This window comes from Lactiplantibacillus dongliensis, from assembly GCF_005405105.1.
In the GTDB taxonomy this organism is placed as follows: Bacteria; Bacillota; Bacilli; order Lactobacillales; family Lactobacillaceae; genus Lactiplantibacillus; species Lactiplantibacillus dongliensis.
The window spans coordinates 37,760-44,517 of sequence record NZ_BJDK01000031.1 but is presented as its reverse complement, the minus strand read 5'-3'; the positions used below and the strand labels follow the sequence as shown (position 1 = coordinate 44,517).

Genomic DNA, 6,758 nt, shown 5'->3' with positions numbered 1-6,758 from the left:
AGCAAGAGGCTTTCAAGCTAGGCTAGAACAATGCTTATTAGTGGATACTATAAACCAAATCAACTAGCACCAAGCGTGAACGTCTATAACAATATGGCGTTCGGACTGAAGATCAAGCATGAGGATAAAGCCGAGATCGACAAGCGGGTTAAAAATGCCGCTGAAATTTTAGGCTTGGAAGATTATCTGGATCGTAAACCCGCCGCGCTATCAGGTGGACAACGGCAACGGGTTGCGTTGGGCCGGGCGATTGTCCGGGATGCCAAGTTGTTCTTGCTGGATGAACCGTTGTCTAACTTAGATGCTAAGTTGCGGGTCCAGATGCGGACGCAAATTGCACAGCTGCATCAACGCTTGAAAACGAACATGATTTACGTGACCCATGATCAAGTTGAAGCGATGACCATGGCTGACCGGATTGTGATTATGAAGGCCGGCGTCGTACAACAGATTGGAACCCCAAGTGAGTTATATAACGAACCGGTCAATCAATTCGTGGCGGGCTTTATCGGTTCGCCGGGGATGAACTTCTTTAATGCCAAGCTTATCGACGGGCAAGTTATCAATGACGCTGGCTTGGTAGTGGCGGTGCCAGAAGGAAAGCTCAAAGGACTAGTTGAAAAGGGCTATAACGGTAAGCCGATTATTGTTGGGATTCGGCCAGAAGATATCCATACGGAACAGATTGCGATTCAGGCGATGGCCGATGCCGTGGTTGACGCCGAAGTGGAAGTTTCGGAACTCTTAGGGGCCGAGTCGATGTTGTATTCCAAGATTGGTGACAGTAAGTTTGTTGCTCAAGTGGATGCACGGGATTATCACGAACCAGGGACCACGGTGAAGATGGCCTTTGAGATGAGTAAGGCGCATTTCTTTGATCCTGAGTCACAACTAACAATCGAATAGGAGGGCTAACGATGCGATTAGGTGCAATTGAAGCAGGTGGCACGAAGTTTGTTTGTGGCATCGGCGACGAGACCGGTCAGATTAGTGAGCAATCACGAATTCCGACCACGACCCCAGCCGTAACGTTGGCGGCGGTCGTTGACTTCTTTCAGGAACATCCAGTTGACGCTATCGGGATTGGTTCATTTGGCCCGATTGGGGTTAATTCCCAACACCGAGACTTTGGCTATATTACGCAAACGCCCAAAGCTGGTTGGGAAAATGTGAATTTTCTAGGTTATATGCGCACGCATTTGAACATTCCTATTTATTGGACGACGGATGTGAATGTGGCGGCTTATGGTGAATATCGCTTAGGCGCGGCTAAAAATGTGGAAAACTTAGTTTATTTCACGGTTGGCACGGGGATTGGCGCCGGCGTCATTTATCAGGGGCATTTTTTACAAGGTTTCAATCATTTGGAAGCCGGACATATCTTTATCAATCATCGCGCTGATGACGATTTTTCTGGCGTTTGTCCCTACCACGGCGATTGTTTAGAAGGTTTAGCTTCGGGTCCGGCGTTAGAACAGCGTTTTGGACAGCCAGCCCAAGCCTTAGCGGCTGATCCGGCTGTCTGGGAGTTAGAAGCAGATTATATTGCGCAAGCTTGTGTGAATTACACATTGAGCTATTCGCCCGATCGGATTGTGATTGGCGGTGGCGTCATGCATCAGGAGCAATTATTTCCATTGATTCGCCAAGCATTTAAGTCCCAACTGGCCGCTTATACGACTACCCCGGATTTGAACAATTACATTCAGCGGATTGCGTTAAACGATGATGCTGGCTTAACGGGTTGCCTATTACTGGCAAAAGACCTGATTGATTCCGGCCAAACGGTTGGGGCTTAAGGGGTTCCTTAACTTGTCGCTCCGGTTGGTCTGGATTGATGCTGGAACGTGGTGGCCGCGTTTGCGAGCCAAAGGACGGTCTCACAAGCCGGGCTTTGACTAACCCGAGTAAACCACTCGGCTAAGTCAAATTTCACCACTGAGCATCATCCAGCCCAACCTACGCTAATTAACACCATGAGTAACGACTGGTTTAATACAATTTTGTTGTTTGAAGAAAAGTTGTATGAGCACCGCAATCATAGTCGTAGTGACCAGGATGTTCGCCGTGTCGAGACACTTAGAGCGGTGGTTTCCCGTCTTAGTGTCTGGGCCAGCTTGTTAGACGTGGTTTTCGGCTGACAAGTGCCCTGCAGACCGCACTTTGGCTGCAGGTCTGCCCCACCGCGAACATGCTGGTCAACGGAGACGATCAATCAACAACTATGATAAGTATTTGGGAGCGGCAAAAGTGAACCTTAATTATATAGATAAAGGCCTTAACTTTATGTCTAGTTTCAGTTCAGTTGTAAGCGCTACAATACACTTGTTAAATTAAGAAAGGAGTGGGGGAAGATGCCGAATCCAGAACCTGAGATGCCTACTGTTCAACCGGAAACGCCGGAAGAAAAGGCGGCTCGAAAAAAAGAGAACCGTCAAAACTTCTGGTACAGTGTCCGTGATAACACCCCCTTATTACTGTTCGTGATTCCTGGTGCCATTTGGATGATTTTCTTTTTCTACATTCCAGTGTTTGCCAACGTGGTTGCGTTCAAAGATTTTCAATTTGATCCGAACGGGTTTGTGGCGAGTCTGGCGCGTAGCCCGTGGGTTGGGTTTAAGAACTTTGAATTCTTATTCTCATCGAATGCCGCTTGGGTCATTACGAGAAACACCGTGCTCTATAATCTCGGTTTTATTTCACTGAACTTGATCATCTCGGTCTTCTTTGCCGTTGTGATGAGTCAGTTGCGTAATCGGCGGTTAACCAAAGTTTACCAGACGTCGATGTTACTGCCGTACTTCTTATCATGGGTCATTATTAGTTACTTCGTTTATGCGTTCTTAAGCCCGAACCAAGGTTTGTTGAACTCAATGATTACCGGTAATGGCGGTAAAGCGATTAGTTGGTACAACGCGCCACAGTTCTGGCCGTTTATCTTGCTCTTCGTTGGGACGTGGAAAGGGATTGGATATAACAGTATCCTTTACTTTGCCAGTGCGATGAGTATTGATCCGACCTTGTTCGAAGCGGCGGAAATTGATGGCGCTAACAAGTGGCAACAGATTAAGAATGTGACGTTACCAGCGTTAGTACCGTTGATGACCTTGATGACGATCTTAGCCATTGGGAATATTTTCCGGGCGGACTTCGGACTGTTCTACCAAGTCCCACAAAATTCAGGTAGTTTGTATAATGTCACGTCAGTGCTGGATACGTATATTTACAACGGGTTAACGGCGACCGGAGATATTGGGATGTCGAGTGCGGCAGCCTTATACCAATCATTAGTCGGCTTCATCCTGTTGATGACCAGTAACTTTATCGTACGGCGGGTTGATCCAGAATCCGCACTATTCTAGGAGGGACGCAAATGTGGCGTAAAAAAGAAATTTCAACCGTTGAGATTCGCTCATTTGGTCCCGGCGCAAACCTTTGTTTTAACATCTTGGTGGCCTTGTTTGCCATCTCTTGTTTACTACCCTTGATCTTCATTATCGTCATTTCATTTTCAAGTGAACACTCCTTGGTTACGAATGGCTATCAATTCTGGCCAGCCCAATGGAGTATGGCAGGGTATGAATACCTGAGCCGGATGAGTGGTAAATTACTGAACGCTTTAGGCGTGACGTTGTTAGTGACCGTTTTGGGAACGGCCATTAATGCCACGTTTACCGCGACTTACGCGTATTCAATCTCGCGTTCAAGCTTCCGTTATCGCCGGTTCTTCACGTTATTTTGTTTGATTACGATGTTGTTCACCCCCGGGATGGTAGCGAACTACATCGTCATGACGAACTTGCTACAACTCAAAGATACGTTATGGGCCTTGATCTTACCGATGGCGGTCAGCCCGTTCAACATTATCGTCATGCGAACCTTCTTTAAACGGCAAGTGAACGAATCAATTATCGAAGCAGCCCGCATTGATGGCGCCAGTGAAATGCGGATCTTCTGCCAAATCGTCTTACCATTAGCGGTACCGGGGATTGCCACGATTAGCTTATTTGCGGCTTTAGGGTATTGGAACGATTGGTTCAACGCGTTGCTGTACATTCAAAACACACGCTTAGTACCGTTACAATACTTGCTAATGCAGATTCAATCCAATATTCAAATGCTGTCGCAAAATGCAACGCAAGGGGCACAGTACGCAACCGGACTTTCGAATATTCCCAAAGAAGCCACTCAAATGGCGATGGTCGTCATTTCGGTAGCGCCGATCGCGTTGAGCTACCCATTCTTCCAGAAGTATTTTGTTCGGGGTTTGACGATTGGTGGGGTCAAAGAATAAGTAGTGCGAGCGGCAAAGCGGGGTAGAGTTGAGCATTGCCCAGCAAGCGGATCCCCCAGCTTTACCAAACACGTTGCAGTCATCAAAACACAACCAAAAAGTTAGGTCAGTCACAGTTACACACACAAGAAAGGTGCGAAAATAAAATGGCAAAATGGCAAAAGGTCGTTGCAATTACGGGGTTAGCAGCTGGTTTAGCAATCACACTATCAGCTTGCGGCAACAATAAATCATCATCAAGCAGTTCAAGTTCTAAGGGGCCCACTACGTTAACGATGTATCAAATCGGGGATAAACCGAAACAATACGATGCGATGATCAAACGGGCGAACAAAATTTTAGTAAAAAAAGCGAATGCCAAATTAAAGATTACGTATATTGGTTGGGGCGATTATTCACAAAAAATGTCGGTCATCGTTTCTTCTGGGGAACATTACGATATCGCTAAGGCCGATAACTATGCGGTTAATGCCCAAAAGGGTGCTTACGCTGATCTGACTAAGCTCTTACCGAAGTATGCCCCGGAAGCGTACAAGCAGATTGATTCTGCTTATATTAAAGGGAATAAGATCGACGGTAAATTGTATGCGGTACCAGTAAATGCCAACGTTTATTCAACCCAAGTGATTTCGTTCAATAAAAAGTTTGTCGACAAATATAACATTGATATCAGCAAAGTGAACTCATACGAAACGTTGAACAGTGCGTTAAAAGCGTTCCATGAAAAGGATAAGCACACCGTTGCTTTAGCTGCGGGTAAAGGGTTCAAAGTCGAGTCCAACTTTGACTATCCACTCGGTAATACCTTGCCATTTGCCGTTGATATTAGCAAGGGCGCTAACGGCAAAAAGATTGTGAACCAATATGATACGGCGCAAATGCAGTCTAGCTTAGCCGCGATGCATAAGTATTACCAAGCAGGCTATATTTCTCAAGATGCGGCAACTAGCAATACCGACTATCCAATTGCCAGCAATACCTGGTTCGCGCGCCAAGAAACGCAAGGCCCATTCGATTATGGTGATTTCCAGTTGAACAACACTGCGGGTAAGAAAGACGCAATCGAATCCAAAGCAATTACGGTGCCATTGAAGAGTTTGTCGCAATCACAAGTCTTTGACTGGGTGGTTGGTAATGGTTCTGAACATAAAGAACTAGCTGTTAAAGTCTTAGGCCTAATCAACACGGATAAGACTTTGTTAAATGGGTTAGTTTGGGGTGCGGAAGGCACTGACTTCAAGAAGACCGGTACGGATAAGATTAAGTTAACGTCTAAGTATGATCCATCGAACCAAATGGGCGCCTGGATGACTGGGAACAACAAGAATCTCTATACGACCGATGCGATTACGGACAAGATGATCAAAGAACGGGATACCAGTATTAAGGCGGCTAAGTCCTCACCATTACTTGGATTTACCCCCGATACCAGTAGTGTGAAGACTGAAATTACCAATATTCAAAACGTCATGAATCAATATATCGACGGCTTGAATACCGGGACTTCTGATCCAAAGCCAACCATCAAGAAGATGGATAAAGCGTTAAAAGGTGCCGGTTATGACAAAGTTCAAAAGTTATTACAGAAGCAATATACAGAATTTTTAGCCAAACAATAGCGCTGCGACTAGTAGCCCACACATGATTTAACCTAAAGACGCGCGCATCTAAAAAATGCGAGCGTCTTTACTGGTGTAAATAATTAGTGTGATTGATGATAATGTTATTAAAGGTTGCCGAAAACTGGCGACAAGACACGCTAAAGGGGATATGATAATGATTAGTACAGGCTTGCAAAAGGCGTTTATTCGCAGTTATACGATTATTAAACTCAGCTTGTTATTTTGGTTGTTCAGTTTCGCTGGTGGAGGATTATTCGGTATCGGACCGGCATTATTAATGATTAGTGATTTATATCATCACAACGGCTGGCGTTATCAGTTGGACACGGTTAAAGCGGCCACTAACTTATTCAAACGTTATTTCAAAGCGGGCAATGTTTATTTTTATAGTGGTGCGGTGCTCCTAGGCCTGTTACTGATGAATCTCTGGTTAGCCGTACAGTTGCGGGGAATTGGCTTTTTGATTTTAGACTTTGTGTTAATCTTTGCGATTTTGTTATTTAGTTGTGTGTTCAATAACTTAATTATCTTAGCTGGTGCGTATCAGGCCAAGCCGCGTGATTTGTTGAAGTTAGCGGTTATGCAATTTTTTAGCAATTTCTTTAACGTGTTAAAAACCATTGGTGGCTACGGAATCATCGTGGTTGTCACGTATAAATTTCCGGGTTTGATCTTGTTTGGGACGGTGCCGTTAGTTTTGATCTGGACGACCTTTATTAGTCGGCAATGGTACCAGCAATTACAGACGCAGTTAGCGCTTGGTAATCGTTAAAGTTGCCGCCGGTTGGTTGCTAAAATGTTGGCTCAAGCAGAGCGACGATAGTAGCACCAGGCAGTCATTG

General features: G+C 45.4%; 5 protein-coding genes and 1 pseudogene. All 6 read left to right on the top strand.

All coding sequences use genetic code 11. The annotated features are described in order from the left end of the window. Nucleotides 1–63 precede the first annotated feature (63 nt). A pseudogene (locus tag FFM80_RS11190) lies at nt 64–906 on the top strand (ABC transporter ATP-binding protein); the annotation flags it as partial. 11 nt (nt 907–917) lie between these two features. Beyond that, nucleotides 918–1,799, top strand: coding sequence for an ROK family protein (locus tag FFM80_RS11185; RefSeq protein WP_137640872.1), 882 nt, complete (start codon nt 918–920; stop codon nt 1,797–1,799). 555 nt (nt 1,800–2,354) lie between these two features. Then, on the top strand, nt 2,355–3,362 hold the full coding sequence (locus FFM80_RS11180) for an ABC transporter permease (RefSeq protein ID WP_223876792.1): 1,008 nt from the start codon (nt 2,355–2,357) through the stop codon (nt 3,360–3,362). Between the two features lie 11 nt (nt 3,363–3,373). After that, on the top strand, nt 3,374–4,294 hold the full coding sequence (locus FFM80_RS11175; RefSeq protein WP_137640871.1) for a carbohydrate ABC transporter permease: 921 nt from the start codon (nt 3,374–3,376) through the stop codon (nt 4,292–4,294). A 146-nt stretch (nt 4,295–4,440) separates the two neighbouring features. After that, nucleotides 4,441–5,913 (top strand): ABC transporter substrate-binding protein, encoded by a 1,473-nt coding sequence (locus FFM80_RS11170; RefSeq protein WP_137640870.1) that lies wholly within the window; start codon nt 4,441–4,443, stop codon nt 5,911–5,913. A 157-nt stretch (nt 5,914–6,070) separates the two neighbouring features. After that, nucleotides 6,071–6,688, top strand: a complete 618-nt coding sequence (locus FFM80_RS11165) for a DUF624 domain-containing protein (protein ID WP_171001093.1) — start codon at nt 6,071–6,073, stop codon at nt 6,686–6,688. The last annotated feature ends 70 nt before the right edge of the window (nt 6,689–6,758 follow it).